Below are 25821 nucleotides of genomic sequence, written 5' to 3' on the forward strand. Positions count from 1 at the left end.
TTGCTCGGGGGAAAGTCAGTCCTGCCAGCGGCGGAAGATCAACGAGGTGTTGATGCCGCCGAAGGCGAAGTTGTTGCTCATCACGTACTCGGGCTGCATCTGCCGGCCTTCGCCGCGGATGAAGTCGAGCGCGCCGCAGCGTGGGTCGACCTCGTGCAGGTTCAGGGTCGGGGCGAACCAGCCTTCGCGCATCATTTCGATGGTCACCCAGGCTTCGAACGCACCGCAGGCGCCGAGCATGTGGCCGACGTAGCTTTTCAGCGAGCTGATCGGCATGCCCGGGCCGAACACCTGGGCGGTGGCCTGGGTTTCAGCGATGTCGCCGTGTTCGGTGGCGGTGCCGTGCGCGTTGACGTAGCCGATCTGCTGCGGTTCCAGCCCGGCGTCTTCCAGCGCCAGGCGCATGGCCTGGGCCATGGTGTCGGCGGTGGGCTGGGTGACGTGCTGGCCGTCGCTGTTGGTGCCGTAGCCGACCACTTCGGCCAGGATGGTGGCGCCGCGCGCCTGCGCGTGTTCGAGCTCTTCCAGGATCAGGGTGCCGGCGCCCTCGCCCAGCACCAGGCCGTCGCGGTGGGCGTCGAACGGGCTGGGCGTGGTCTTGGGTGCGTCGTTGCGCACGCTGGTGGCGAACAGGGTGTCGAACACCGCCGCCGCCGTGGCGTCTAGCTGTTCCGCACCGCCGGTGACCATCACCGTCTGCTTGCCGCTGCGGATGGCTTCGTAGCCCGACCCCACGCCCTGGCTGCCCGAGGTGCAGGCGCTGGAGGTGGTGTAGACCCGGCCGGACAAGCCGAAGAACACGCCGATGTTCACCGGCGAGGTGTGGCTCATCATCTTCAGGTAGGTGGTGGCGCTGATGCCTTCGGTGGTGTGCTCGTGGAGCATGCGGCCGAATTCGGCGGTGGCCTCGTGGCTGCCCGACGACGAGCCGTAGGCCACGCCGGCCAGGCCGCTGCGCAGCACCGGGTGGCCGAGCAGGCCGGCCGCTTCCAGCGCCAGTTCGGTGGCGCGCACCGACATCACCGCCACCTTGCCCATGCTGCGGGTGGTCTTGCGGTTGTAGTTGGACGGCAGCTCGTAGTCTTCGGCCGGTGCGGCCAGGCGCGTGTTGAGGCCGTCGAAGACCTCCCAGCCGGGGATGTAGCGCACCGCGTTTTCCTGCGCATGCAGGCGCGCGCGGATGCTCGGCCAGTCATGCCCCAGCGGGCTGATGGCGGCAGCACCGGTCACCACCACGCGACGATCGGGTCGGCTCATCAGACCATGCCTCCGTTGACCGAGATCACCTGGCGGGTGATGTAGCCGGCCGATTCGGACAGCAGGAACGAGACCGCGTGCGCGACTTCGTCCGGCTGGCCCATGCGCCCGGCGGGAATGAGTTTCAGGGCGTGCTCGAGCACTTCTTCGTTGACCATCTCGGTCTCGATCAGGCCCGGAGCCACGCAGTTGACGGTGATCGCACGGCTGGCCAGTTCCAGCGCCAGCGCCTTGGTGGCGCCGATGATGCCGGCCTTGGCCGCGCTGTAGTTGGTCTGCCCGCGGTTGCCGACCAGCCCCGATACCGACGACAGGGTGACGATGCGGCCCGGCTTGCGCCGCCGCACCATCGGCATCACCAGCGGGTGCAGCACGTTGTAGAAGCTGTCCAGGTTGGTGTGTACCACCGCGTCCCAATCCTCGGCCGGCATGGCCGGGAAGGCGCCATCACGGGCGATGCCGGCGTTGCAGACCACGCCGTAATAGGCGCCATGCGCCTCGACATCCGCCTCCAGCGCGGTGCGCGCGGCCTCGCGGTCGGACACGTCGAACATCAGCACCCGGGCCTGGCGGCCCAGTGCCTGGATGTCGGCGACCACCGCCTGCGCTTCCTCGATCCGGCTGCGGCAATGCACCACCACGTCGAAGCCATCGCGCGCGATCCGCAGCGCCACGGCGCGGCCGATGCCCCGGCTGGCGCCGGTCACCAGCACGGTCAGATTCCCTGTCATGCTTCTCCACTCTCCAGATAAGCCATCGCATCGCGTGGTTCGAACACCGATACGTTGGCGACCGCCAATTCAACATCGCCTGCCAGGATCCGGCAGGCAAACATGCCCAGCCCATTTTCGCCCATCAGCTCGCAGTGTGCCTCCACCCGCAGGCAGCTGCCCGGCGTGAAGGCCGGCTGGTGGGCGGTATAGCGGCGGGTGCCGAGCAGGAACCCGATCGACGGCTCGCGTCCCTCGGCGCGTGCGCGGCAGCCGGCCCAGGCCGCAATCGCCTGTGCCATGTACTCCACGCCGACCCAGGCGGGCACGCCGTCGGGGCCGGTGAACAGGCCGTGGCCGGGGACATCCACTTCGACCACGATGGACTCGGGCTGCCAGTCGACCACCCGGTCGATCAGCCGCAGGCTGTCGCGATGCGGCAGCACGCTTTCAATATCGGTCGGCAGCTGCATGCTCATCCCCGCGCCAGCGCCAGCACAGCATTGCTGCCGCCGAAGGCGAACGAATGGCTGAGCACGTGCTGCAGCGGCTGCGCCGCGTGCGCACCGGGCGCCACCAGCGCCAGCGCCGGCAGCGCGTCGTCGGCCTGCCCGTCCCACCAGTGGGTGGGCAGGCGCTGGTCCGGGTTGTCGGCCAGGGTCATCCAGCACAGCGCCGCTTCGATCGCGCCCGAGGCGCCCAGGGTGTGGCCGGTGAGCGGCTTGGTCGAACTGGCCGGCACCTGCGTGCCCAGCACGCTGGCCACGGCCAGGCTTTCCATGGCGTCGTTATGGCCGGTGGCGGTGCCGTGCAGGTTCACGTAATCAATCTGGTCGGGGGCCAGGCCGGCGCGGTCCAGCGCCTGCTGCATGGCATCGATGGCGCCACGCGCCTGCGGGTCCGGCGCGGACATGTGGTGCGCGTCGGAGGATTCACCCCAGCCGGACAGGCGCACCGGGCCCGGCTCGCGGGTCATCAGGAACAGCGCGGCGCCCTCGCCGATGTTGATGCCGTTGCGGTAGCGCGAGAACGGGTTGCAGCGCGCGGACGACACCGATTCGAGCGCGCAGAACCCGGCCACGGTGAAGCGGCACAGCGAATCGGCGCCACCGGCCACCACTGCGTCGACCACGCCCGAACGCAGCAGGCGCGCGGCGGACATCAGCGCCTTGGCGCTGGACGAGCAGGCGGTGGAAATGGTCCAGGCGGGGCCTTCGCTGCCGATCCGCTCGCGCACGAAGCGCGCCGAGGTGCCCATTTCCTGCTGTGCATAGTGGAAGTCTTCCGGCCAGTGGCCTTCGTCGGCCTGCAGGCGCAGCGCGCCTTCGGATTCGCCGATGCCGGAGGTGCTGGTGCCGATGATCACCGCGACGCGCTCCGCGCCGAAACGCGCGATCGCCGCCTCCACCGCCGGGCGGATCTGCAGCAGTGCCGATTCCAGCAGCGCGTTGTTGCGTCCGCGCAGCGCCACCGGCAACGCCGAGAGGTCCGGCAGCGGCCCGCTCACTTCGCCCAGCGCCAGGGTACGCCCGGCGACCAGGGTGTCGTTGTCGCACAGGCCGCCGGGCTGGTCGGCAAACAGCCCCTCGCGCACCTGCGCGCGCCCGCTGCCCAGTGCGCAGGTCACGCCCAGCTCATTCAGATATACCGCGGTACTGCTCACTGTCGTGCCTGTCCCATGTCCAACGATTCAATCACCAGTTCATAGCCTTCGGCCAGGTTGCGCAGGCGCAGGCGGCCGCCGTCGAGCGGTTCCAGTACCAGCCACGCCTTCCCACCCTGCTCCAGGCGGCGGCCACCGTCGGCCTCGACCAGGGTCCAGCCCGCCGGCAGCTTCGCCCGGATGGCATCGGCCGGCCACAGCGCGAACTGAAGGTCATCCAGCACGCGTTCGCCACGTACCTGCGGCGGCAGCCACGGGGCGCGGGTCTGTTCCAGGGTGTGCCCGTCCCATAGCATGCGCACGCCGGTCTGGCCCATGGCCTGCACCGCCAGCCGCACCTGCTCGCCATCGGCCTCGAGCAGCGCATCCAGCTCGCGCTCGTGGCTGCCGAAGCGGAACTGCAGGCGCTGCTGCAGCTGCAGCGGTTCTGCCAGCGCCGACGGCGCCAGCTGCAGGGTCGGCAGCTGCACCAGGGGAGCGGGCATGCGGGTGCTGGCGCAGGCGGCCAGCAGCACGCTCAACAGCAACGTCAGGATCAGCCGGTGCACAGTTCCTCCAGCACCCGCAGGCGGCGGCCGCTGTCATCGGCCACGTACGGGTTGTTGGTGTCCCACGCATACCCGGCCAGGATCGAGGAGATCATGCGGCGCACGTCCGGCTGCGGGTCGGGGTGGTAGATGATCTTCTGGAAGCCACCGGCGTACCAGGCTTCGACGAAGCGGCGGAAGGTCTTCACCCCGGCGCGCAGCGGAATGGCGAACTCGCGCTCCCAGTCCACCTGCTCACCGGCATGCCGGCGCGCCAGGCAGTCGCTGGCCAGCTGCGCGGACTTGAAGGCGATGGTCACGCCGGAGGAGAACACCGGGTCCAGGAACTCGCCGGCATTGCCCAGCAGCGCGTAGCCTTCGCCCCACAGCGAGCTGACGTTGGCCGAGTAGCCGGTGATGGTGCGCACCGGCAGCACCGCCCATTCGGCGTTCTTCAGCAGGCGGGTCAGGTTCGGGTCTTCGCCGACGATGGCCTGCAGCTTCTCCAGGTCGGTGCCTTCGTATTTCTCGAAGAAACTCGGCTCGGCCACCACGCCGAGCGAACAGCAGCCGTTGGAGAACGGGATGGTCCAGTACCACACGTCCACGTGTTCGGGATGGGTGGTGATCAGGATCTTGTTGCGGTCGAAGCCGGCGTCGGCCGGAATGTGGTCGCGCACGTGGCAGAAGATCGCGCCACGCACCGGGAAGTTCGACGGCGATTCCAGGTTGAGCAGGCGCGGCAGCAGGCGTGCGAAACCGCTGGCATCGAGGATGAAACCGGCTTCGATGGTGTACTCGCTGCCATCCGGGCGGCGCACCTGCACGCGGGCCGGGCTGCCCGGCTCCACCGACAGCACTTCATCGCCGAAACGCAGGGTGGTGCCCATGCGCTCGGCACCGCGCGCCAGCACGTCGTCGAAGTTGGCGCGCTGCACCTGGTAGGTGGTGCCCCAGCCCGGCGAGAACTTGTCGCGGAAGTCGAACTCGGTGGTGCGCTCGCCGCGCACGAAGGCCGCGCCGTTCTTGTACTGGAAACCGGCTTCCACCACGTCCTGCAGCAGGCCAGCCGCTTCGATGTATTCCATGCTCTGCGGCAGCAGGCTCTCACCGATGGAGAAGCGCGGGAACTGCTGGCGCTCCAACATCAGCACCTGGCGGCCCTGCTGGCGCAGCATGGCGGCGGCCACGGAACCGGCGGGGCCTGCGCCGATCACCAGGATTTCGGTTGTTTCCAGTGCTGCGGTCATCGATGCATCCTTGATCAAGAAGTGTGAGGGAATCCGGCGCGGTCGCTCAGTGCGGTGCGTCGTGCGGTGGCGGGCGGAACAGCGGCGAGATCAACCACACCAGGCCGATGCCGAACAGCAGGGTGAGGCCGAACGCGCGCAGCGCCGGCGTGGCCGACAGGCCCAGCAGGCCGAACGACAGCCAGGTACTGGCCGCGCCCACGCACACCGCCAGCCAGGCGCTGGCATCGCCCCGGTGTTCGATCAGGAAGATGCCGTAATCGATGCCCATGCCGAGCAGCAGCATCAGCGCCAATACATTGAACAGCTGCAGCGGCTGCCCGAACAGGCCGAGCAGGCCCAGGGTGAGCGCACCGGCGGCCAACGTGGGAGCGAACACGCGCCACGCCTGCGCGCGGTAGCGCCAGTACAGCACCGCGAACACCAGCACGATGCCCACCAGCAACAGCGCGCTCATGAGCTTGCGGTAGTGCTTGAGCAGCGCGGAGAAATCGGCGGTGCGGTCGACCCAGCGCACGCCGTCGATGCCCTTGGCCTGCGCTTCGAGCAGGGCCAGCGCATCGGCGCGGGAGAGGTCATCGACCATCACCACCGAGGCCATGCCCTTGCCCACTTCGCCCAGCCACAGGTGGCGGAATGGCATGGCGGCGGGCGACGCCAGGAACGCCTCGGCCTGCAGGTCCTGCGCTGCGTAGTCCGGGCGCTGCAGGGTTTCGCCAACCGTTTCGCCGACGGCGGCCAGCACTTGCGGCTCGACCCGCGCGGTCAGCGCGGCATCGGCGTGCTGGCGCTGTACCGACGGCAGCCACTCGCTGATCGCACGATAGCCGCCGATCTGCTTGTTGGCCGACAGCACGCGCAGGCGCTCGATCAGCGCCTCCTCGCGTTCCAGCACCTGTTCGGCGTTGTCGCCCTGCACCAGGTAGAACTGCGCCGGGCTGGGCATGCCCAGCATCTGGCTGATGCGGATCTGCTGGTTGATCAGCGACATCGGCGAGGACTGCAGGCTGCGCAGGTTGTCGTCGGCGGTCAGGCGCAGCATGCCCAGGCCCGACAGCAGCACCACCGCGCCCAGGAACAGGCCGACCGGGCGGCGCCCGTGCAGGCGCGGCCAGCGCTCCAGCGTGGCACCCAGCCAGCGCGCGAAGCGGGTGCTACGGATTTCGCCGCCATCCAGCCACGGGAACCAGAAGATCACGGTCAGGAACGCACCGGCCAGGCCCACCACGGAGAACAGCGCCATCTGGCGCAGGCCGGGAAACGGGGCCAGGCCCAGCGCGAGGTAGGCCAGCGCGCTGGTCACTAAGGCCAGCCAGAGGCCGGGCAGCAGGTGCCGCAGCAGTTTCCAGCGGCGGTCGGCCGGCTCGGCCTGGCGCGAGGCGAACCAGTGGATGCCGTAATCCTCGGCCACGCCGACCAGCGAGGCGCCGAACACCAAGGTCAGCACGTGCACCTTGCCGAACACCAGCACGGTCACCGCCAGCGCCACGCCGCAGCCGATCAGCAGCGAGGCGGCCACCAGCAGGATCGGCCGCAGCGAACGGAACGCCAGCCACACCAGCAGCAGCACCGCTGCGAGCGAGCCCCAGCCGATGGTGTTGATTTCCCAGTTGGCCTGCACCGCAGCGGCTTCGGCGTGCAACGGCACGCCGGCGCGCAGTACTTCCAGGCCGGGCGCGTGCTTGGCGGCGGCCGCAGTGGCAGCGTCGAGCAGCAGGTCGATATGGCGTTCGCCATCAAGCTGGAACGCCGAACCCAGCGTTTCATACTGGATCACCGACCAGTGCTTGCCGTCGGCTTCCAGCAGGCCGTCGTCGCCCATGCGCAGGCCGGAAGCGGCTGCCCGCTCCTGCCACCACTGCGGCCACAGCGACAGCGGGTCCTGCCGCCATTCGGTCAGGCGCGGTGCGCCCATCGGGCCGTACAACGCGGCCAACGCAGATTCGGACAGGCTTTCAGCGGACTCGTCCTGCAGGCGCTGGCGCTGCGGGTCGGTCAGCAGGCGGTCGCGGTACGGCGCGTAGAACGCGCGTGCCTGGTCGAACCAGCCTTCGATGGAGCCGCTTTCCTGCAACAGCGCCTTGCCCTGCGCATCGTCACGCAGGCTCTGGCGGAAGGCCTGTTCGGCCGACTTGGTGGCCGCGCCGTCAGCGCTGCCGAGCAGCACTACGATCTGCCGGGAGTTAGCATCGGCGATGCGCCGGGTCACATCGGACAGCAGCCGGTCGTGCGCATCCTGCGGCAGCAGCGCCAGGATGTCGGTGTCGATCCGCGATTCCTTCGACCACAGCTGCCACTGCTGCACGCCCAGCCCGACCAGCACCAGCAGCCAGGCCACCGCCAGCCAGCGCCATGCGCGCTGCAGCCGGCCGTTCTCGCGCCAGGCCGAATTCAACGACTCATTCAAACCGGCGGCCCTCGTCGGCGCTCAGCTGCGCCGGGGTTTCGCTCAGGGCGGCGAAGTGGATGCGGGTGACATCCTGGTTCGCCTCGGTGATCTGCACCTCGCGCACGTAACGGTCGCCGCTCAGTTCAAGCGCGCTGAACACCTTGGCCAGCATCGGCGAGCGCGGGGTGAGGTGCATGCGCCAGCCGTTGTCGGGCAGCGCATCGACCTTCACCGTGAACTGCGCCGACAGCGCCTGCGCATCGCCGCTCATCAGCGCGAACATGATCGCGTTGACCGAGCGCATCGCCGGCTGCTGGCGTCCATCCAGTTCGACCCGGCTGCTGCCGTCGCGCTGGCGGCTGAGGATGCGGTCGCGGGTGACCACCACTTCGGAGGGGAACGGCTTGAGCGTGGTCCAGATCACGCCCCGGTCCTGGGCCAGCACGAAGCGGCCCTGCGAGCGCAGCGGGTTCTTGAAACCGGCCACCTGCTTGTCCTGGCTGAACTCGCCACGCAGCACGTTGACCTTGGCCACGCGCTGCTTGACCAGGTCCACGTCGGCAGCGGGCGCAGCGAGCACGGGGCTGGCCACGGCCAGCAGCACCAGCACGCCCAGCGTGCGCAGGAAACGGGTCATGGTGCCTGTACTCCCAGCCGTTCCCAGAGCACCGACGGGCACAGGTACAGCATTTCGTTGGTGGCCGCGTCGACCGCGACCTGGATGGTGTGGGCGCGGGTGAGCACCTGGCCGCTGTCGGCGTCGAGGATCTCGTAGGCGATCTTCAGGCGGTTCTCCCACTCGGTGATGCTGGCGCGCACGCGCAGCGCCTGGCCGTACAGCAGCGGGCGGATGTACTTCACCCGCGCGTCGACCACCGGCCAGATATAGCCGGAATCGCGCATCTGCGGGTAGTCGTAGTCGTAGCGCTGCAGCAGCGCGCAGCGGGCGACTTCGAAGTACTTGAAGTAGTTGCCGTGCCACACCACGTGCATGGGGTCGCATTCGTGGAAGGTCGGCGACAGCGCGACTTCGAAGCTCAGGTCAGGGGCGGTCATACAGGCTCCAGCGCTGGCCACGGATATCGTCGAGCAGGCTGCGCAGCTCGCCGTCCAGGGCGCGGTCTTCTTCCACCAGCGCGATGCGGTCGCACAGGTCCTGGTACATCGCGGCCAGGTCGCCGTGCAGGGTGGCGTTCATGCCGACCCGCTCGCGCAGGGCCACGCCCTGGCGCGCGGCGATCAGCATGCCGGCCACCACCTGTTCGGTCAGCTCGATCACGCGCAGGCAGTCGCGCGCGGCGATGGTGCCCATGCTGACCTTGTCCTGGTTGTGGCATTCGGTGGAACGCGAGAACACCGAGGCCGGCATGGTCTGCTTGAGCGCTTCGGCGGTCCACGCCGACACGCTGATCTGCAGCGCCTTCAGGCCGTGGTTGATCGCCGCACGCTCACCGGTGGAGGCCGACAGGTTGGCCGGCAGGCCGTGGTTGAAGCGCGCATCCACCACCAGCGCCAGCTGGCGGTCGAGCAGGTCGGCCAGGTTTGCGATGGTGTTCTTCAGCGCATCCATGGCGAACGCGATGTGGCCGCCATAGAAATGGCCGCCGTGCAGGATGCGCTCGCCATCGGCGTCGATCAGCGGGTTGTCGTTGGCGCTGTTGAGTTCGGTTTCGATGAACTGGCGCAGGAACGGCAGCGCGTCCTGGACCACGCCGATCACGTGCGGGGCGCAGCGCAGCGAGTAGCGGTCCTGCAGGCGCTGTTCATTGCGCGGCGGGCGGTCGCTGTGCAGGTCGTCGCGCAGGCGCGCGGCGATCTGCATCTGGCCCGGGTGCGGCTTGGCAGCGAACAGCATTTCATCGAAGTGGTGCGCGTTGCCGTCGCTGGCCAGCACGTTGAAGGCGGTCAGGCGGGTGGCCAGCTTGGTCAGGTAATCCGCGCGGTCGTAGGCCAGGCAGGCCAGTGCGGTCATCACCGCGGTGCCGTTCATGATCGCCAGGCCTTCCTTGGGCCGCAGCCGCAGCGGCGCCATGCCGATCTCGGCCAGCACGTCGGCGGCCGGGCGGCGTGCGCCCTGGTACATCACTTCGCGTTCGCCACACAGCACGGCGGCCACGTAGGACAGCGGAGTGAGGTCGCCACTGGCGCCGACCGAACCTTCGGCTGGAATCAACGGCAGCACGTCGTGGCGCAGCAGCGTGGCCAGGCCCTGCAGCAGCGGATGGCTCACGCCGGACATGCCACGCACCAGCGAGGCCAGGCGCGCGGCGATCACCGCGCGGGTCTCCTGCGCGTCCAGGAAGCGGCCCAGGCCACAGCCGTGGTAGGTGAACAGGTGGTGCGGCAGTTCGGCCACCAGCGCCGGCGGAATGTTGACCGTGCACGAATCGCCGTAGCCGGTGGTCACGCCGTAGATCACCCCGTCTTCGCGCAGCAGGCGGTCGAGGAAATCGGCGCCGCGCTGGATGCGCGCGGTGAACGCCGGGTCGTCACTGACCATGGCGTCGGCCTGGCGCTGCGACAGCGCGACCACGTCTTCGATGGTCAGCGGCGCATCGCCGAAGCGGAGGGTCCGGGCCGGGGTGGAGCCTGCATTACGTGCCATGAGATGCCTGATCCCAGAAGGGGAAGAAGTTGAACCAGTCCAAGGGGGCTTCGGTGACCTGGAGTTCCAGCCACCGGGCGAAATGTTCGGCCTGCGCGGTCAGCGCGGCGTCGCGCGAGCCGCGCGGCAGGATGATGCGGTCGCTGAAGTGCTCGAAGCGCACGCGGTAGCCGTTGCCTTCGTGCAGGCAGGCCATGGTGTACACCGGGCAGGCCAGCGCCGACGCGAGGACATAGGCACCGATCGGGAACTGCGCGGTGTGGCCCAGGAACGGGGCCGGCACGGTGCGCCCGCCGCGCAGCGGCACGCGGTCGCCGACGATGGCCACGAAACCGCCGGCCTGCACGCGGCGCTGCAGTTCCACGGCGGTGGCCGGGCCCATGTCGGTGACCTGCATCAGTTCCACCGAGGCCAGCGGATCCAGCCGCTGCATCAGCCGGTTGAAGCGCTGCGCGTGCGCGGTGTGCACCAGCACGGTGATGTGGAAGCCGGGCACCTGCTCGGCCAGCACCTGGCACAGTTCCAGGCAGCCGATGTGCGCGGTGAGGATCAGCCCGCCTTCGCGGCGCGCGATCTTTTCCAGCATCAGGTCGCGCTGCAGGTGGATGCGCTCGGGCGGGTAACGCCCGCCCAGGCCGAGCAGCTTGTCCAGCAGCGTGTCGGCGAACAGCGCGAAGTGTTTCAGGCTGGTCCAGCGCCCCGGCGTGCCGCCGAGCACCCCGGTGTGCGCCTGCAGGCGCTGCAGGTACTGCAGCGAGGCACGGCGCGCCACGCCGTTGCCCAGCCAATGGCACAGCACCACCGGGTACACGCACAGGCGGAACGGCCAGCGCCCGAACCAGCGGTGCACCCAGCACAGGAACAGCACCCCGGCGGCCGAGGTGCTTTCGCCCAGGTCGGCCCAGTGCGGGGTGTTGGCTGGTGCCGGTGCGTTCATGCCGCCGCGGTTCCTGCGACGCGGCGCCACAGCAGGCGCGGTGCGCGCCGCAGCATGCCGAAGAACAGGCGGGTATGCATGCGGCTGATGCGCACGTTGTCGCGCCACACATCGAAGTGCGACACGCCATCGCTGGGATAGGTGACCCGGGTGGAAATGCTGATCACCCGCACGCCACGCCAGAACAGCCGCACCAGGATCTCGCTGTCGAAATCCATGCGCCGGCCGATGGTTTCCTCTCCGACCAGGCGGGTGACCGGGGCGAGCGGATACAGCCGGAAGCCGCACATCGAATCGCGGATCTGCAGCGACAGTGTGTTGATCCAAACCCAGATATGAGTCGCATAGCGACCGTACAGGCGTGCCTTGGGCACGCTGTCGTCGTAGGCCGGAATGCCGCAGATCACGGCCTGCGGGTGCTGCGTGGCCAGGGCCACGAAGCGCGGAATGTCGGCCGGGTCGTGCTGGCCGTCGGCATCGATCTGCAGCACGTGGGTATGCCCACGCCGCGCCGCTTCGGCGAAGCCGGCCAGCATCGCGCCGCCCTTGCCCTGGTTCAACTCAAGGCGCAGCAGCGTGACCTGGTCAGGGTGGGCCTGCGCCAACGCCTGCAGCACCTGCGCGCAGGCCGGGTGCGAGCCGTCGTCCACCAGCAGGCACGGCAGCCCACTGGCGCGCACGCCCTGCACCACCGCGCCGATGGCGTGTTCGTGGTCGTAGACCGGAATCACCACCAGCGGCTCACGCATCGCCGAACACCACCCGGCCGCTGGCATGCACGCCGTGGTCGGAGACGTAACGGAAGCTCAGCACCGATTTGAGCGCATCCCAGCCCAGCGTCAGCTGCAGCCGGTCGCCCGGCCGCGCCACGTGCTGGAACTTCAGCGCGTCCATCCGCTCGAAGCGCGGCGGCATGGTGAAGGCTTCGCGCGCGTAATGGATCGCCCAGTCCAGCTGCACCACGCCGGGCAGGATCTTCGCCTGCGGGAAGTGGCCGTCGAAGGCCACCAGGTCCGGCTCCAACGGCAGCACCAGCACGGCGGCATCCGCGTCGCGCTGCTGCCACTGGGCCGCCGGCAGCAGCGGCCGGAACAGCGCTTCCAGCGCGGCAGCGGTGATCTTGCCCTGCGCGTTGTACGGCAGCTCATCGATGAAGCGCCAGCGCCGCGGGCGGGTCACCGCATCATGGCTGTGGGCCAGGTGTGCGCCCAGCACCTGCGACAGCTGGCGCCGCTGCGCATCGGTCCACTGCGCCACGCCGCCACTGTGCGGAACCACCACGGCGGCGAGCTGTTCGCGCGCACCCGGCAGCACCAGCACGCGCACGTCCTGCACCTGCGGGTGGGCGCGCAGCTGCTGTTCCAGCGCGTCGAGCGAGACCCGGCGTTCTTCGATCTTGACGATGCGGTCGGCGCGCCCGAGCAGGCGGAAGCTGCGCCCCGCATCGGCTTCCACGCGGTCCTGGGTCTGCCACCAGGCGTCGTCGGCCAGGTGCGGCGAGGACACCGCCAGGCAGCCGTCCTCGATCCGCCAGGACACGCCCGGCAGCGGGTGCCACTGCGGTTGTTCCGCGCTCCAGCGGCGCCAGGCGATACCGCCGGTTTCGCTGCTGCCGAACACTTCGGTGGGCGCCACGCCCAGCAGCGTGCGCGCCTGCAGCGCAGCCTCGCTGGGCAGCGGGCCACCGGAGGAAAACACCGCGCGCAGCCGGCCGTTCAACGACGACCAGTCCAGCTGTTCGGGCAGGCGCTTGAGGTGGGCCGGAGTGGCCACCAGCACCGACGGCTGCCGTGCCAGCGCGCTGACCAGGTCTTCATGGAAGAAACGGCGCGGCTGGATCGCGCGGCCCGCGGCCAGCGGCCACAGCACGCGGAACAGCAGGCCATAGATGTGCTGGTGCGACACGGTGCCGTGCACCTGCGCGCCATCGAGCTGGTCACCGAAGGCGGCCTGCAGCGCATCCACCTCGCGGGTCAGCTGGCGCATGCGCTTGCTGATCGCGCTGGGTGCGCCGGTGCTGCCGGAGGTGAACACCACCAGTTCCAGCGCGTCTTCGTCCAGCGGGGCCAGTTCGCCCTGCGGTTCGGCCAGATCGAGCGGCTGCAGCGGCGCGAAATGCGCCGGCACGTCACCGGCGAAGCCGGCCACGCGCGGGGCCAGCCCTTCCAGGGTGGCCGGCAGGTTGTCGCCGCCCAGGAATACCCGCTTGCCGGCATGCCAGGCGCCGAACATCGCGGCGGCGAAGTCCAGGGTGTCGTCGAAATAGAGCGCCCAGTCGCGGCCGGGCGCGGCGGCGAACGCCTGCTGCCAGCCGATGACCCGGGTGCGGAACTGCGGGTGCGCCACGGCGCTGCCCATGGCATCGATGCCGACGATGCGTTCGGCGCGGGGCAGCTGCGCCAACCGGTCCAGCGCGATCCACTCACCCATGCGCGTGTGCCGCCTTCACCCGCCGCCGCACCAGCCATTCACCGCCAAACAGGACACCCATCATCACGTACGCCAACAATCCGTTGTAGAGCGCCCAGACCTGGTTGGAGGCCCAGAACGCCGTGAACAGGGCCAGGCCCCCGTTGAGAACAAAAAAGCCGCACCACACCTGGGTGACACGGCGGGTATAGACCACGGCGAACGGCGGCAGTTCCGGCTCGGTCAAGCGCGCCAGCCGCTCCACCGCGCTGGGCGGGAAACGCAGGCTGGTGGCGAAGATCACCAGCATCACCGCATTCACCAGCGCCGGGTACAGCTTCAGCGGCAGGGCCTGGTTGAACGCGGTGGCCAGCAGGGCCAGCAGGCCGGCGCCGATCGCAGCGGCCCACCACACCGGCTGGCGGGTGGTCAGCGCACGCAGCGCGGCCAGGGCGAACAGCAGCAGCGCCATCCAGCGCGGCTCGAACCGACCCAGCGAGAGGTACACCACCAGCGGGTACGCCAGCGACAGCACTGCAAACGCCGCGACGCGTACCCGGACCATGGTCGTTCTTCAGCAGCTGCCGTCAGGCGGCCGCTTGCCCGGGCAGCAGCCCATGCACCACATCGACGATGTCCTGCACGGTGCGGACCGCCTTGAAGGCTTCCGGCTGCAGGTTGCGGCCGAGCAGCGGCTTGAGCTGCACGATCAGGTCCACGGCATCGATGCTGTCGATGTCCAGGTCGTCGTACAGGCGGGCCTGGGGCGTGATGCGCACCGGTTCGATCTCAAAGCTGTCCTTGAGGATCTTGACGATGCGATCGAAAAGTTCGTTCTTGGTCATGGCAAATCCTGAGACGCCGTTAAGACTGCTGGCGTGCGGCGACAAACTCGCCAAGGGCACGCACGCTGGAAAAATGGCGACGGGTCTCTTCCGAGTCGGCGGACAGGCTGACACCGTACTTTTTCTGCAGGGCCAAACCAAGTTCAAGCGCGTCGATCGAATCCAGGCCCAGCCCCTCCACGAACAGGGGTGCGGCGGCGTCGATATCGTCCGGAGTGATGTCTTCCAATGAAAGCGATGAAATGATCAATTCCTTGATCTCGTGCTCAAGTGCCTGCACGGCTTGGTTCTCCAGCGAAGTCAAAGTAGTGGGCAAGGTGATCTGTCACGCGCCGGGCCGCCAAGGCATCCCCCCTGGGCGTGTCGTCGGCCCCGGTCAGGAACGGGGCGATCGGGAGATCTTCCCCGACTTCCAGCTGAACGTGAAAACGCCGTGATGGCACACGATACCATTTCTGGCCCTTGGTCAGGGTAGGCGGGGTGCAGGTGATCCTGACCGGGGTAATGTCCAGCCGGCCCCGGACGGCAATGTTGGCGGCCCCGCGCTGCAGCCGCAGCGGCTGTCCCGGGACAGTGCGGGTGCCCTCGGGGAAGATCACCAGATTGCCCCCGGCGTGGACGGCCGCGATGCAGTCGTCGATCAGGCCCGCGCCGTCGCTATTGGCCACATAGCCGGCCGCGCGGACCGGGCCGCGCATGAACGGGTTGCAGGCGACAGCCTGCTTCACCACGCAGTCGGCGTTGGGCAGCTGGGCGATCAGCAGCACCACGTCGATCAGGGTGGGATGGTTGGCCAGGATCAGCAGACCGTTGCGCTGCAGGCGTTCCGCGCCGCGGATCTCGTACGTCATCACCCCCAGCCAGCGCATCAGGGCGACATGGCTGGCGAAACTGAACTGGACCAGCCGGCGCGCCAGGGTGCGCCGCCGGGCCGTGTGGCGGACCAGCAACAGCAGCGGAAACAGCAGCCCGCCGAGCAGCAGCCCGCCGATCCCGAAGGCGGCGAAGCTGAAGCCGGTACCGACCACGCGCCAGGCGTGGTCGAGGCGGGCGGGCCAGCGCTCAGCCATGGCGCTGCCAGGACCATTGCTGACCATCGGCCTGGAACTGCAGCGCCGGTTCGCCGGACAGCAGGAAGCGCAGCGCGTCCAGGCTGTGCGGCAACGCGCCGAGCGGGCTGTCCTGCCCGCCCCGGCCCCAGCCCAGCGACAGCCGGGTGCCCGGCGCATCGGCGCGGGCCAGCCGCCAGCACCACGCGAAGAACGGGTCGGGCTCGTCGGCAAACCCGGCGTAGACCGCCGGCAGCGGCGATTCATAGGCGATCACGCGCACTTCCGGGGCGCCATCGGCGAGCAGCCCGAAGGCCTCCACGCAGGCGGCCTCCACCGTGCCACGGCCGCCGGCCAGGGCCAGGTAGTTGCCGCGCTGGCCGCGCGCGATCGAATACAGCGCGGCCACCGCGTTGTGCACCGACAGGCCGAAGCCGGTGGGCGACATGGGGGCGTCCTGGCGCAGGGTGTCCAGCAGTTCCATCGAACGGGCCACGTCGCCATGCCGGGACGCGAACACCAGCGGCACCTGGCCGGCATCGTCAGGCTGTTCACACCAGCAGGCGGCCTGGATGGCCATGCGGCCCAGGCGCTCGATGCGGCGGCGCTGCATGGCCGGCACTTCCGGCAACGCGGGCGTGTCGGCGCCTTCGGGCAGGGTCGGTGCTTGGGCCCACGCCTGCCAATCCGATTTCGTGGTCAGTCCCGGTGCCCAGGCCGACCAATCCACAACAGAGAACTCGATCATTCACGCCAACATGGTTATGGGCACCTGGACAGCACGAGCCACGGCGGCAACGCGGATCGGCTCCCCCATTCCAGCCGGTCCACGCCTGTCTTCGACATCGTCCGGCGTGTCTGGGCACGCCGCGAAAGGAGCGCACGCTATCATGACACCCTCGGCACTGGCAGCTTTCACAATCTGAAATGAGTAGCACGATCCACAGCGTAGCGGCCGCGCAGGTCCTTTCCCCCTCGGCAGACCCCGCGCTGTTCCGTGCGTTTTATGCCCTCGCTGCTGAACGCGATGCCGCCCTGGCCGATCCGCGCACGCTGGCCGTGTTCGGGTTTTCGGCCGCTGCCGCACCTTGCGACGACCCGCGCTGGCTGCAGGTACCACTGGCCGAACAGGGCCCGGCGCAGGTCGAGATCTGGCAGGGCGCCGCCCCGGTCCAGCATGGCGTGCGCGACGGCGTGCGCTGGTCGGCCAACGACACCTTGCTGTTCGGCGCGATCGAGATTGACGAAGTCGACGGCGATATCGAATCGGCCGCGGCAGATGCCTACGCTCGAATGAGCAATTTTCTGACCAACTGCGGTTTCCCGCACCTGCTGCGCACCTGGAACTACCTGGATGCGGTGACCGAAGGCGACGGCGACCAGGAACGCTACCGGCGTTTCTGCGTGGGCCGGGTACGCGGCCTGCGCGAGCTGGACGAGGCCGCCCTGCCGGCGGCCACCTGCATTGGCCGGTTCGATGGCGTGCGCCGGCTGCAGGTGTACTGGCTGGCGGCCCGCGAGGCCGGCCTGCCGCTGGAAAACCCGCGCCAGGTCAGCGCCTTCCGCTACCCGCGCCAGTACGGCCCGCAGTCGCCCAGCTTCTCGCGCGCCCTGCTGCCGCCGCTGGCCACCGGCCTGCCGCTGCTGCAGTCGGGCACGGCGGCCATCGTCGGGCATGTCTCGCAGCACACCGGTTCGGTGGGTGAGCAGCTGGAAGAGACCCTGACCAACCTGCAGAGCCTGGTGGATGCCGCGCGCCTGCAGCGGCCCGGGTTGCCGGCCACGCTGGGCGCCGAATCACTGTTGAAGGTGTACGTGCGCCGTGCCGAAGACATGCCGGCCATTGCCGCGCGGATGGCCGGACTGCCGGGTTCGCCAGCGTTCGTGGTGCTGCATGCCGAGGTGTGCCGCGCCGAATTGCTGGTCGAGATTGAAGGCCTGCACGGTTGAAGGGCGTGACGACCGTTGGTCGTCACCCGATCCGTCAATGATATCCAACGTCCGCGCGTACCTTGCCGCGGAACACCCGGTACGACCAGGCGGTATAGCCCAGGATCACCGGCAGCAGCACCACCAGCCCGACCAGGCTGAAGCCCATCGACGAGGCCGGCGCCGCCGCCTGCCACAGGGTCATGCTGGGCGGCAGCAGGTAGGGCCACATGCCCAGTACCAGGCCGATGAAGCCGAGCACGAACAGCGCCAGGGTGAGCAGGAACGGCGGCAGGTCGCGGCGCGGGTGCATGGCACTGCGCCACAGCGCCACCGCCACGCCCAGGGTGAGCAGCGGCACCGGCGACAGCCACCAGAAGTTGCCGTCGCTGAACCAGCGCGCCATCAGCCGTGAATCCAGGAACGGCAGCCACGCGCTGACCAGCCCCATGAACACGATCACGGCCACCACCAGCGGCCGGGTCAGGGTGCGGGCGAAGGCCTGCTCGCGGCCTTCGGTCTTCAGGATCAGCCAGGTGCTGCCCAGCAGCGCATAGCCGAACACCACTGCGGCGCCGGTGAGCATCGAGAACGGGCTGAACCAGCCGAACGGCCCGCCCACGTACTGCCCGTCCACCACCTGCAGGCCCTGCACCAGCGCGCCCAGGATCACGCCTTGGGCGAACGCGGCCAGCAGCGAGCCCAGCCCGAAGGCCACGCTCCACAGCCGCCGCGAACGGTGCGCCTTGAAGCGGAATTCAAACGCCACCCCGCGGAACACCAGCGCCACCACCAGCAGCAGCACGGGCAGGTACAGCGACGACAGCAGTGCGGCATAGGCCTTGGGGAAGGCCGCCATCAGCCCTGCCCCGCCCAGCACCAGCCAGGTTTCGTTGCCGTCCCAGATCGGCGCGGCGGTGTTCATCATCACGTCGAGCTGTTCTTCATCCTCGGCCATCGGCGCCAGGATGCCGATGCCGAGCACGAAACCATCCAGCACCACGTACATCAGCACGCCGAAGCCGATCACCGCGAACCATGCCACCGGCAGCCAGGTCGTCATCTCCATGTCAGCGCTCCTCCAGCGGTTCGTCGGCACCGGACAGCGGCCGCGCCGGAGTGTGGCTGCCGTCTTCGATCGGCGGCGGCTGGTCGTGCGGCTTGGGGCCGGTGCGGATGATCTTGACCAGGTACCAGATGCCCCAGCCGAACACGAACGCATAGCCGACGATGTACACGCCCAGCGACAGCGCGGTCATCCACGCGCTCTGCGGGCCCACCGCGTCGGCCGTGCGCAGCACGCCGTACACCACCCACGGCTGGCGACCCATTTCGGTGACGAACCAGCCCGACACCAGCGCGATGAAGCCGCTGGGCAGCATCCAGTTCCAGCCGCGCACCAGCCAGCGCGATTCCAGCAGGCGGCCACGCCACCACTGGAAGGCCGAGGCCCAAGCCAGCAGCAGCATCAGCGTGCCCAGCCCAACCATGATGCGGAAGGCGAAGAACACCGGCACCACCGGCGGCCGTTCGCTGGCGGGTACGGAAGTGAGCGGGTCGAAGGTCCCGTCCAGCGAATGGGTCAGGATCAGGCTGCCCAGGCGCGGAATGGCGATCTCGAAATCGTTGCGCTCGGCCTTTTCATTGGGCACGGCGAACACCACCAGCGGCACCCCTTCGCCCTCGCCTTCGGCGTGCCAGTGGGCTTCCACCGCGGCGATCTTCATCGGCTGGTGCTTGAGCGTGTTCAGGCCATGCATGTCGCCCACGAAGATCTGCACCGGCACGGTGAGCGCGGCGAAGGCAACGGCCGCCAGCAGCATGGTGCGCCCAGCCTCCACGTGGGTGCCCTTGCGCAGGTACCACGCCCCGACCCCGCCGATCACGAAACAGGTGGTGATGAACGAACCCAGCGCCATGTGCGCCAGCCGGTACGGGAAGGAGGGGTTGAACACCACCTGCCACCAGTCCTGCGGCACCACGATGCCGTCGATGATGGCGTGCCCGGCCGGGGTCTGCAGCCAGCTGTTGGACGACAGGATCCAGAAGGTGGACACCAGCGTGCCCAGCGCCACCATGCAGGTGGAGAAGAAATGCAGGCGCGGCGAGACCTTGCCCCAGCCGAACATCATCACGCCCAGGAAGCTGGCCTCCAGGAAGAACGCGGTGAGCACTTCATAGGTGAGCAGCGGCCCGATCACGCTGCCGGCCACCTGGCTCAGGCGCGGCCAGTTGGTGCCGAACTGGAAGGCCATGACGATGCCGCTGACCACGCCCATGCCGAAGGACACGGCGAAGATCTTCTGCCAGAAGAAGTACAGCTCGCGCCAGATCGGCTTGCGGGTGCGCAGCCACTGGCCTTCCACGAACGCCAGCCAGCTGGCGGTGCCGATCGTGAAGGCCGGGAACAGCACATGGAAACTGATGACGAACCCGAACTGGATCCGCGACAACAACAACGCGTCCAAGCGACGCCTCCGCACATTCTGGAATCCGCACCAGTCTGGGCCTGATTCCGTGAAAGGCACATGCGACTTGGTGACGCGCTGCATCAATCGGTCGCACCCCATGACCTGTGGCCCCCTCCCGGAACCTTTGCGGCTGCTACGCTTGTCGGGTTTTCCTTCACGGTGCTGCCCGCAATGCCCAGAACGCTGCCCTTGTCCCTGCTGCTGCTTGCCGCCCTCGGCGGAACGGCCCACGCGGCACCGACGCCGATCACCATCGAACAGGCCATGGCCGACCCGGACTGGATCGGTCCGCCGGTCGAGAGCGCCTGGTGGTCGTGGAACAGCCAGCAAGTGGAGTACCAGCTCAAGCGCACCGGCAGCCCGGTCCGCGACACCTTCCGCCAGCCGGTCGCCGGCGGCGCCGCCAGCCAGGTCGCCGATGACCAGCGCGGCAGCCTGGACGTGGACGCCCCGGTGTACGACAGCGCCCGCCAGCGCAGCGTGTTCGTGCGCAACGGCGACGTGTTCCTGCGCGACCTGCGCAGCGGCGCGCTGACCCAGCTCACCCGCAGCACCGAGAAGGCCAGCGCGGTCAACTTCGCCCGCGATGGCGGGGTGATCTGGCGCACCGGCCAGAACTGGTTCCACTGGACCGCCGCAGGCGGCGTGCAGCAGGTGGCCAGCCTGAAGGCCGAAAAGAACCCGGACGATGCGCCCAAGGCCGACGTGCTGCGCGACCAGCAGCTGCGCACCCTGGCCACGCTGCGCAACGACCGCGCCCAGCGCGACGCGCTGAAGGAACAGGAAGCCAGCTGGCGCCGCGCCGACAGCACCCGCGCGCCGGGCCCGGTGTACCTGGGCGCCGACGTGGAGATCGTCGACAGCGCGCTGTCGCCCGATACCCGCAGCCTGATCGTGGTGACCAAGCCGAAGGGCTTCGATGAAGGCCGCGGCGGCAAGATGCCCAAGTACGTGACCGAATCGGGCTACGAGGAGTTCGAGGACACCCGTACCCGCGTCGGCCGCAACGACCCGGAACCGAACGCGCTGTGGCTGGTCGACGCCGTCACCGGCACGGTCAAGCCGCTGTCGCTGGACAGCCTGCCGGGCATCGGCACCGACCCGCTGGCCGCGCTGCGCAAGGCCGCCGGCAAGGACGCGCTGAAGGGCAGCCGCCCGGTGCAGGTGCTGGGCGGCCCCGGCGCGCCGGGCATCCGCTGGAGCAATGACGGCCAGCAGGCCGCGATCCTGCTGCGCGCCAACGACAACAAGGACCGCTGGATTGCCAGCGTCAGCCCGGCCGAGGCGAAGCTGCAGACCCGCCACCGCCTCACCGACGCGGCCTGGATCAACTGGAGCTTCAACGATTTCGGCTGGTCCAACGACAACCGCACGCTGTGGCTGCTGTCCGAGGAATCGGGCTACTCGCACCTGTACACCCAGCAGGGCACGGCCAAGCCGCAGGCGCTGACCGGCGGCAAGTGGGAAACCTCGATGCCGGTGCCCAGCGCCGACGGGCGCGGCTTCTACGTGCTGTGCAACCAGCAGGCCCCGGGCGACTACGAGGTCTGCGCGGTGGATACCGCTTCGCGCCAGGTGCGTGAGCTGACCTCGCTCAACGGCGTGGAAGACTTCTCGCTGTCCCCGGATGGCCAGCAGCTGCTGGTGCGCTACTCCGGCGCCTACCTGCCGGCGCAGCTGGCGGTGGTGCCCACCGCCGGCGGCCAGGCCAAGGTGCTGACCGATACCCGCAGCGCCGCCTTCAAGGCCCGTGAGTGGATCCAGCCCAGGCTGGTGCAGGTGCCGTCCAAGCATGGCGCGGGCGTGGTCTGGGCCAAGTACTACGGCCCGGAAAACCTGGAGCCGGGCAGGAAGTACCCGATCGCCATGTTCGTGCACGGCGCCGGTTACCTGCAGAACGTGCACCAGCGCTACCCGGCCTACTTCCGCGAGCAGATGTTCCACAACCTGCTGGTGCAGCAGGGTTACGTGGTGCTGGACATGGATTACCGCGGCAGCGAAGGCTACGGCCGCGACTGGCGCACGGCGATCTACCGCAACATGGGCCACCCGGAACTGGAAGACTACAAGGACGGCCTGGAGTGGCTGGTGGCCACCCAGCAGGGTGACCGCGACCACGCCGGCATCTACGGCGGCTCCTACGGCGGCTTCATGACCTTCATGGCGCTGTTCCGTTCGCCGGGCACCTTCAAGGCCGGCGCCGCGCTGCGCCCGGTGGTGGATTGGCACCAGTACAACCACGGCTACACCGCCAACATCCTCAACACCCCGGACATCGACCCGGAGGCGTACCGCGTCTCCTCGCCGATCGAGTACGCCGAGGGCCTGCAGGACCACCTGCTGATCGCGCACGGGATGATGGACGACAACGTGTTTTTCCAGGACTCGGTCAACCTCACCCAGAAGCTGATCGAGCTGCACAAGGACAACTGGAGCATTGCGCCCTACCCGCTGGAACGCCACGGCTACGTGCGTGCCGATTCCTGGCTGGACCAGTACAAGCGCATCCTCAAGCTGTTCGAAGAGAACCTGAAGTGAGCCACGACGCGGCGACGATACGGATCGTCGCCGCGGTCATCACCGATGCCGCCCGGCGCGTGCTGGTGGTGCGCAAGCACGGCTCGGCGGTATTCATCCAGCCGGGCGGCAAGCCCGAGCCGGGCGAGGCACCGCTGGCCGCGCTGGCGCGCGAGCTGGACGAAGAGCTGGGCGTGCAGCTGGACCCCGCCACGGCGGTGCCGCTGGGCGCCTACAGCGACTGGGCGGTGCACGAAACCGGCTGCCGGGTGCACGCCGAGGCGTGGTGGGTGCAGGTAACCGGCACGCCGCAGGCGCGTGCCGAGATCGCCGAACTGGCCTGGGTGCCGTTGCAGCCACCGCATGGGCGACGCTTGGCACCGTTGAGTGAAGACCATATCCTGCCGGCGGCCGCGCGCGTGATCGCGCCGGGCTGACCCCACTGCTCACTGCCAGGACACCGGATGTCTTCGACCACGCCCCCACTGCTGCCTGTTGCCAACCCGCGCCCGAAGGGCGACGGCACGCCGACCTTCCTTGCCCCGCTGGCCAAGTCGGTGCTGGTGGTGTGCATCGTGTCGGCCGTGTGCTGGGCCGGTGGCGCGATCGTCGCTGCCCTGCTCACCCAATCGGCGTGGTTGAAGGATCTGCTGGACGGCGCCGACCTGTCCTGGATGCCGTCGTCGCTGCGCTGGTTCGGCCGGCACGCGGTGGCGGTGAACGTGGGCATGCTGGTGCTGTCGGTGGTCGGTGCGGCCGCGTGCTGGGGCATCCTGCGGCGCAACCGCTGGGCACTGTGGACCTTCATCGTGCTGCTGGTGGTCACCGCACTGCTGAACTTCGTCGGGGCGTGGGTGATCGACGAGGTGTTCCGCCAACTCATCCTGCACCTTCCGCCGCACGCGGATGCGGCCGATGCCGGGCAACTGCGCCGCGACCTGCAGATGCAGCGCGCGATCTACACCGGCCTTACCGTGCTCACCGCGCTGGCGTTCGCCGCCCTGCACGCATGGCTGGTGGTACGCGTGCTGCGCCCGGACGTAAGGGCCCTGTTCGCCAGAAAGGCCGCGTAGAGCGAGGCCCTGCCTCGCTGTGCAGGCCCCGCCCCGCTGCCCTGCGGTAAAGTACCGCCATGAACGAATTCGAGCGCGTACGCAGCTACCTGACCGACCTGCAGGACCGTATCTGCGGTGCGGTCGAATCCGCCGACGGCCAGGCCCGCTTCAGCGAAGACCTCTGGCAGCGCGCCGAGGGCGGCGGTGGCCGTACCCGCATCCTGCGCGATGGCGCGGTGTTCGAGCAGGCCGGCATCGGCTTCTCCGACGTTTCCGGCACCCGCCTGCCGCCGTCGGCCTCGGCCAACCGGCCGGAACTGGCCGGGGCCTCGTGGCGCGCCACCGGGGTTTCGCTGGTGTTCCACCCGCTCAACCCGTACCTGCCCACCACCCACGCCAACGTGCGCTACTTCAGCGCCGAGCGTGACGGCGAGCAGGTGGCGGCGTGGTTCGGCGGTGGCTTCGACCTGACCCCGTTCTACCCCTTCGACGAGGACGTGCAGCAGTGGCACCAGGTCGCCCACGACCTGTGCGCGCCGTTCGGCGAAGAACGCTATGCGGCGCACAAGCGCTGGTGCGACGAGTACTTCTTCCTGCGCCACCGCAATGAAACGCGCGGCGTGGGTGGGCTGTTCTTCGACGACCTGCACGGCGACTTCGAACGCGATTTCGATTACCTGCGTGCGGTGGGCGATGGGTTCCTGCAGGCCTACCTGCCGATGGTGGAACGCCGCAAGCACACCCCGTATGGCGAACGCGAACGCGAGTTCCAGTTGTACCGGCGGGGCCGCTACGTGGAATTCAACCTGGTGTACGACCGCGGCACGCTGTTTGGCCTGCAGAGCGGCGGGCGCAGCGAAAGCATTTTGATGAGCCTGCCGCCGCGCGTGCGCTGGGAGTATGGGTTCCAGCCGGAGCCCGGCAGCGCCGAAGCGCGGCTGGGCGATTACCTGGTGCCGCGCGACTGGCTCACTCCGGGCTGAGTCGCGCCGCGTTGCGACGCATCAGCGCGGCATGTGCCTCCTGAAGGTCGCGCTTTTTCTCTTCGTAGTGCGCGATCTCACTACGCGCGTTGCTGATCATGCTGCATTCGTCATCATCGAAAAGACCGCCGCCGCAATAAGCCCGGCCAGACGCCCAAAGGTTGGCGTGCCTCAACAGCACCCGGTCCAACCGCCTGTAGGCGTTGTCCAGCTTGCGCTCGGTTCGTTCGCGACGCTCCAGTTGCGCCTGCAGCTCGCGCTGCTGCGCATCGGGATGCGGCCGTCGGGAGAAGCGCAGTCGCCACGCGGGCGGTTCGTTGCCCACCACCCGGGGGATTGCACGGGAAGACGGCAGCCGCCGTGGCTCGGGAGAGGACGCGCGCGTGGCCTCATCGTATGAAGGCGGCGGATCATCATTGCGAATGCGATTGGACGCAGCGCGTTCCGCGTAGACGGCAACCCACGGGCGGGCGGTGGACGCGGCAGGATCGAGGGGCATGACAGGCATCTCCGTTGCGTGGGCCACTCGAGCAGCGGCCCCTGATGCGGCCGATTGCAGCAGTGCATGCGGCGATGTGCTTTCACATTCCGCTCAACCGTTACCGTCTTCCTTGGGCTGCCTGGGCACGATGGTGATGTGGCCGTTGATTTCCAGCAGCGCCATCGACACTTCACTGATGTGGGTGCAGCCCTGCTGGCGCATGGCCGCTTCCAGGTCCGCGCGGGTGACCAGCTCGCGCTTGAGCACCGACGCCAGCACTTCACCGTCGCGTGCGATCAGCACCGGCTCGCCTTCCACCAGCTTCTCGACCCTGGCGCTGCGGGTGCTGAGCCAACCCACGCCGTAGTTGATGCCGATCAGCGTGGCCGCCAGCAGCAGCCCGCCGCCCAGCGAGGTGTCCTTGCCCAGCAGCGCGTTCTGTACCGCATTGCCCAGCAGCACGATCAGCAGCACGTCGAACGGGGTGATCTGCCCCAGCGCGCGCTTGCCCGAAAGCCGCACCATGCCCAGCACCACCGCGTACACGACCACCGCGCGCAGGATGAACTCCCACCACGGCATGGCCAGATCGAACAGATCGCTCATGGGACGCCCCCGGGGAACATGGGTGCAGCATGGGTGGGGAGGCCCAAAATAAAAAGCCCCGCCGACCAGGGGGAGGTCAGCGGGGCCGGGGAACGGGCGCTTGGGGAGGAGCCCCCGTTCCGAGATCTGCTCCAGGGG

General features: G+C 68.9%; 27 protein-coding genes. 5 read left to right on the forward strand and 22 right to left on the reverse strand.

All coding sequences use genetic code 11. The annotated features are described in order from the left end of the window. Positions 1–15: 15 nt before the first annotated feature. Genes QMX79_RS00925 through QMX79_RS01010 form a run of 18 tightly spaced genes read right to left on the reverse strand, consistent with a single transcriptional unit; the run spans position 16 to position 16389 of the window. A complete protein-coding gene (locus QMX79_RS00925) occupies positions 16–1257 on the reverse strand; it encodes a beta-ketoacyl-ACP synthase (RefSeq protein WP_282243465.1) in 1242 nt (413 codons plus the stop codon). Further along, complete coding sequence (fabG, locus tag QMX79_RS00930) at positions 1257–1988, reverse strand: 3-oxoacyl-ACP reductase FabG (RefSeq protein ID WP_093532654.1); 732 nt, start codon at positions 1986–1988, stop codon at positions 1257–1259. Before fabG ends, QMX79_RS00925 begins: the two co-directional genes overlap by 1 nt. Next, the gene (locus QMX79_RS00935; protein WP_282243469.1) at positions 1985–2446 is read right to left on the reverse strand and encodes a hypothetical protein; all 462 of its coding nucleotides are present in this window, start codon (positions 2444–2446) and stop codon (positions 1985–1987) included. Before QMX79_RS00935 ends, fabG begins: the two co-directional genes overlap by 4 nt. Next, the gene (locus QMX79_RS00940) at positions 2443–3630 is read right to left on the reverse strand and encodes a beta-ketoacyl-[acyl-carrier-protein] synthase family protein (RefSeq protein WP_282243470.1); all 1188 of its coding nucleotides are present in this window, start codon (positions 3628–3630) and stop codon (positions 2443–2445) included. The genes QMX79_RS00935 and QMX79_RS00940 overlap by 4 nt, the downstream gene beginning before the upstream one ends. Continuing rightward, on the reverse strand, positions 3627–4178 hold the full coding sequence (locus tag QMX79_RS00945; protein WP_282243471.1) for a DUF3261 domain-containing protein: 552 nt from the start codon (positions 4176–4178) through the stop codon (positions 3627–3629). Before QMX79_RS00945 ends, QMX79_RS00940 begins: the two co-directional genes overlap by 4 nt. Beyond that, complete coding sequence (locus QMX79_RS00950) at positions 4166–5407, reverse strand: NAD(P)/FAD-dependent oxidoreductase (RefSeq protein WP_282243472.1); 1242 nt, start codon at positions 5405–5407, stop codon at positions 4166–4168. The genes QMX79_RS00945 and QMX79_RS00950 overlap by 13 nt, the downstream gene beginning before the upstream one ends. A 46-nt stretch (positions 5408–5453) precedes the next feature. After that, entirely contained in the window at positions 5454–7802 is a 2349-nt protein-coding gene (locus tag QMX79_RS00955; RefSeq protein WP_282243473.1) for an MMPL family transporter, read from the reverse strand. 4 nt (positions 7803–7806) lie between these two features. After that, positions 7807–8433 (reverse strand): outer membrane lipoprotein carrier protein LolA, encoded by a 627-nt coding sequence (locus tag QMX79_RS00960; protein WP_282243474.1) that lies wholly within the window; start codon positions 8431–8433, stop codon positions 7807–7809. Continuing rightward, positions 8430–8852 (reverse strand): acyl-CoA thioesterase, encoded by a 423-nt coding sequence (locus tag QMX79_RS00965; protein ID WP_282243475.1) that lies wholly within the window; start codon positions 8850–8852, stop codon positions 8430–8432. The genes QMX79_RS00960 and QMX79_RS00965 overlap by 4 nt, the downstream gene beginning before the upstream one ends. Then, positions 8839–10401 carry an aromatic amino acid ammonia-lyase gene (locus tag QMX79_RS00970; RefSeq protein ID WP_282243476.1) on the reverse strand — a complete coding sequence of 521 codons (1563 nt, stop codon included), beginning with the start codon at positions 10399–10401 and terminating at the stop codon, positions 8839–8841. Before QMX79_RS00970 ends, QMX79_RS00965 begins: the two co-directional genes overlap by 14 nt. Then, positions 10391–11338: an acyltransferase gene (locus tag QMX79_RS00975; protein ID WP_282243478.1), complete on the reverse strand. Its 948-nt coding sequence runs from the start codon at positions 11336–11338 to the stop codon at positions 10391–10393. The genes QMX79_RS00970 and QMX79_RS00975 overlap by 11 nt, the downstream gene beginning before the upstream one ends. Then, complete coding sequence (locus QMX79_RS00980) at positions 11335–12087, reverse strand: glycosyltransferase family 2 protein (RefSeq protein ID WP_282243479.1); 753 nt, start codon at positions 12085–12087, stop codon at positions 11335–11337. The genes QMX79_RS00975 and QMX79_RS00980 overlap by 4 nt, the downstream gene beginning before the upstream one ends. Beyond that, a complete protein-coding gene (locus QMX79_RS00985; protein ID WP_282243481.1) occupies positions 12080–13768 on the reverse strand; it encodes an AMP-binding protein in 1689 nt (562 codons plus the stop codon). Before QMX79_RS00985 ends, QMX79_RS00980 begins: the two co-directional genes overlap by 8 nt. Continuing rightward, the gene (locus QMX79_RS00990) at positions 13761–14312 is read right to left on the reverse strand and encodes a hypothetical protein (protein WP_282243483.1); all 552 of its coding nucleotides are present in this window, start codon (positions 14310–14312) and stop codon (positions 13761–13763) included. The genes QMX79_RS00985 and QMX79_RS00990 overlap by 8 nt, the downstream gene beginning before the upstream one ends. 22 nt (positions 14313–14334) lie before the next feature. After that, positions 14335–14592, reverse strand: a complete 258-nt coding sequence (locus QMX79_RS00995; RefSeq protein WP_068854458.1) for an acyl carrier protein — start codon at positions 14590–14592, stop codon at positions 14335–14337. Positions 14593–14611: 19 nt separating this feature from the next. After that, entirely contained in the window at positions 14612–14872 is a 261-nt protein-coding gene (locus QMX79_RS01000; protein WP_068854459.1) for a phosphopantetheine-binding protein, read from the reverse strand. Beyond that, a complete protein-coding gene (locus tag QMX79_RS01005; RefSeq protein WP_282243487.1) occupies positions 14859–15662 on the reverse strand; it encodes a lysophospholipid acyltransferase family protein in 804 nt (267 codons plus the stop codon). Before QMX79_RS01005 ends, QMX79_RS01000 begins: the two co-directional genes overlap by 14 nt. Next, positions 15655–16389, reverse strand: coding sequence for a beta-ketoacyl synthase chain length factor (locus tag QMX79_RS01010; protein WP_282243488.1), 735 nt, complete (start codon positions 16387–16389; stop codon positions 15655–15657). The genes QMX79_RS01005 and QMX79_RS01010 overlap by 8 nt, the downstream gene beginning before the upstream one ends. A 179-nt stretch (positions 16390–16568) precedes the next feature. Between QMX79_RS01010 and QMX79_RS01015 the strand changes: the two genes are divergently transcribed. Next, positions 16569–17591 carry a pteridine-dependent deoxygenase gene (locus QMX79_RS01015; RefSeq protein ID WP_282243490.1) on the forward strand — a complete coding sequence of 341 codons (1023 nt, stop codon included), beginning with the start codon at positions 16569–16571 and terminating at the stop codon, positions 17589–17591. A 34-nt stretch (positions 17592–17625) separates the two neighbouring features. Here QMX79_RS01015 and cydB read toward each other — a convergent pair whose 3' ends face one another. Continuing rightward, the gene (cydB, locus tag QMX79_RS01020) at positions 17626–18639 is read right to left on the reverse strand and encodes a cytochrome d ubiquinol oxidase subunit II (protein ID WP_282243494.1); all 1014 of its coding nucleotides are present in this window, start codon (positions 18637–18639) and stop codon (positions 17626–17628) included. A 1-nt stretch (position 18640) separates the two neighbouring features. Continuing rightward, complete coding sequence (locus tag QMX79_RS01025; protein ID WP_282243496.1) at positions 18641–20038, reverse strand: cytochrome ubiquinol oxidase subunit I; 1398 nt, start codon at positions 20036–20038, stop codon at positions 18641–18643. 174 nt (positions 20039–20212) lie between these two features. Between QMX79_RS01025 and QMX79_RS01030 the strand changes: the two genes are divergently transcribed. From QMX79_RS01030 to hemF, 4 genes are read left to right on the forward strand one after another with little or no spacing between them, the layout of a single operon-like run. Further along, entirely contained in the window at positions 20213–22579 is a 2367-nt protein-coding gene (locus QMX79_RS01030) for a S9 family peptidase (RefSeq protein WP_282243498.1), read from the forward strand. Beyond that, a complete protein-coding gene (locus tag QMX79_RS01035; RefSeq protein WP_282243500.1) occupies positions 22576–22995 on the forward strand; it encodes an NUDIX domain-containing protein in 420 nt (139 codons plus the stop codon). The genes QMX79_RS01030 and QMX79_RS01035 overlap by 4 nt, the downstream gene beginning before the upstream one ends. Before the next feature lie 27 nt (positions 22996–23022). Further along, positions 23023–23631, forward strand: coding sequence for a hypothetical protein (locus tag QMX79_RS01040; protein ID WP_282243502.1), 609 nt, complete (start codon positions 23023–23025; stop codon positions 23629–23631). 59 nt (positions 23632–23690) lie between these two features. Continuing rightward, positions 23691–24596, forward strand: coding sequence for an oxygen-dependent coproporphyrinogen oxidase (gene hemF, locus QMX79_RS01045; RefSeq protein WP_282243503.1), 906 nt, complete (start codon positions 23691–23693; stop codon positions 24594–24596). On the opposite strand, the gene QMX79_RS01050 is transcribed toward hemF, so the two are convergent. After that, on the reverse strand, positions 24583–25095 hold the full coding sequence (locus QMX79_RS01050; RefSeq protein ID WP_282243506.1) for a hypothetical protein: 513 nt from the start codon (positions 25093–25095) through the stop codon (positions 24583–24585). The two genes, hemF and QMX79_RS01050, sit on opposite strands and share 14 nt — an antisense overlap. Positions 25096–25188: 93 nt before the next feature. Next, positions 25189–25683, reverse strand: coding sequence for a YetF domain-containing protein (locus QMX79_RS01055; RefSeq protein ID WP_282243508.1), 495 nt, complete (start codon positions 25681–25683; stop codon positions 25189–25191). Positions 25684–25821: the final 138 nt, after the last annotated feature.

Source organism: Stenotrophomonas sp. PS02300 (assembly GCF_029959395.1).
Classification (GTDB): domain Bacteria; phylum Pseudomonadota; class Gammaproteobacteria; order Xanthomonadales; family Xanthomonadaceae; genus Stenotrophomonas; species Stenotrophomonas maltophilia_AD.

Excerpts from the sequence above, each read along its gene's own strand:
- QMX79_RS00950 (WP_282243472.1), bottom strand. The coding sequence starts at position 5,407 with ATGACCGCAGCACTGGAAACAACCGAAATCCTGGTGATCGGCGCAGGC.
- QMX79_RS01050 (WP_282243506.1), bottom strand. The coding sequence starts at position 25,095 with ATGCCCCTCGATCCTGCCGCGTCCACCGCCCGCCCGTGGGTTGCCGTC.
- fabG (WP_093532654.1), bottom strand. The coding sequence starts at position 1,988 with ATGACAGGGAATCTGACCGTGCTGGTGACCGGCGCCAGCCGGGGCATC.
- QMX79_RS01005 (WP_282243487.1), bottom strand. The coding sequence starts at position 15,662 with ATGGCTGAGCGCTGGCCCGCCCGCCTCGACCACGCCTGGCGCGTGGTC.
- QMX79_RS00975 (WP_282243478.1), bottom strand. The coding sequence starts at position 11,338 with ATGAACGCACCGGCACCAGCCAACACCCCGCACTGGGCCGACCTGGGC.
- QMX79_RS01010 (WP_282243488.1), bottom strand. The coding sequence starts at position 16,389 with ATGATCGAGTTCTCTGTTGTGGATTGGTCGGCCTGGGCACCGGGACTG.
- QMX79_RS01040 (WP_282243502.1), top strand. The coding sequence starts at position 23,023 with ATGTCTTCGACCACGCCCCCACTGCTGCCTGTTGCCAACCCGCGCCCG.
- cydB (WP_282243494.1), bottom strand. The coding sequence starts at position 18,639 with ATGGAGATGACGACCTGGCTGCCGGTGGCATGGTTCGCGGTGATCGGC.
- QMX79_RS00960 (WP_282243474.1), bottom strand. The coding sequence starts at position 8,433 with ATGACCCGTTTCCTGCGCACGCTGGGCGTGCTGGTGCTGCTGGCCGTG.
- hemF (WP_282243503.1), top strand. The coding sequence starts at position 23,691 with ATGAACGAATTCGAGCGCGTACGCAGCTACCTGACCGACCTGCAGGAC.
- QMX79_RS00970 (WP_282243476.1), bottom strand. The coding sequence starts at position 10,401 with ATGGCACGTAATGCAGGCTCCACCCCGGCCCGGACCCTCCGCTTCGGC.
- QMX79_RS01015 (WP_282243490.1), top strand. The coding sequence starts at position 16,569 with ATGAGTAGCACGATCCACAGCGTAGCGGCCGCGCAGGTCCTTTCCCCC.
- QMX79_RS01055 (WP_282243508.1), bottom strand. The coding sequence starts at position 25,683 with ATGAGCGATCTGTTCGATCTGGCCATGCCGTGGTGGGAGTTCATCCTG.
- QMX79_RS00925 (WP_282243465.1), bottom strand. The coding sequence starts at position 1,257 with ATGAGCCGACCCGATCGTCGCGTGGTGGTGACCGGTGCTGCCGCCATC.
- QMX79_RS00990 (WP_282243483.1), bottom strand. The coding sequence starts at position 14,312 with ATGGTCCGGGTACGCGTCGCGGCGTTTGCAGTGCTGTCGCTGGCGTAC.
- QMX79_RS01030 (WP_282243498.1), top strand. The coding sequence starts at position 20,213 with ATGCCCAGAACGCTGCCCTTGTCCCTGCTGCTGCTTGCCGCCCTCGGC.
- QMX79_RS00935 (WP_282243469.1), bottom strand. The coding sequence starts at position 2,446 with ATGAGCATGCAGCTGCCGACCGATATTGAAAGCGTGCTGCCGCATCGC.
- QMX79_RS00995 (WP_068854458.1), bottom strand. The coding sequence starts at position 14,592 with ATGACCAAGAACGAACTTTTCGATCGCATCGTCAAGATCCTCAAGGAC.
- QMX79_RS00965 (WP_282243475.1), bottom strand. The coding sequence starts at position 8,852 with ATGACCGCCCCTGACCTGAGCTTCGAAGTCGCGCTGTCGCCGACCTTC.
- QMX79_RS00980 (WP_282243479.1), bottom strand. The coding sequence starts at position 12,087 with ATGCGTGAGCCGCTGGTGGTGATTCCGGTCTACGACCACGAACACGCC.
- QMX79_RS00985 (WP_282243481.1), bottom strand. The coding sequence starts at position 13,768 with ATGGGTGAGTGGATCGCGCTGGACCGGTTGGCGCAGCTGCCCCGCGCC.